Here is a 324-nt window from a genome sequence, read left to right on the forward strand (position 1 = left end):
CGCGGTCGGCGGTCTGGTTGATGGTGACCGTCGTGCGGCCGTTCTCGGTGCTGGACCGGGGCGCCTCGGCATGGGTCCAGCCGCGCGTGAGCGCCTGCGTGTCGACCTGCAGCCCGCCGGCGACCAGGCCGTCCGGCACGCCCGAGGCGGCATTGCCCGCGGCCTGGCGCGCGGCGGCCTGCGCCGCCTGCTGCGCGGCGATGGCCGCCGCCGTGCGGTTCAGGTTGCTGAGCGACTGCTGCAATTGCTGGCGCGACTGCGTCTGCTGGCGCGCCGCCGTCGGAATGCCCGCCACGCTGCCATCGGGCAGCCGGCCGCTGGCCT

1 protein-coding gene is annotated in these 324 nt (G+C 76.5%); it reads right to left on the reverse strand.

The window, feature by feature from the left end:
- Positions 1–324: hypothetical protein (locus KDH83_RS33015; protein ID WP_212323283.1), on the reverse strand; the 324-nt coding region annotated here is incomplete at both ends.

Origin of the sequence: Achromobacter sp. Marseille-Q0513 (assembly GCF_018195695.1) — a bacterium.
Taxonomy (GTDB): domain Bacteria; phylum Pseudomonadota; class Gammaproteobacteria; order Burkholderiales; family Burkholderiaceae_B; genus Achromobacter.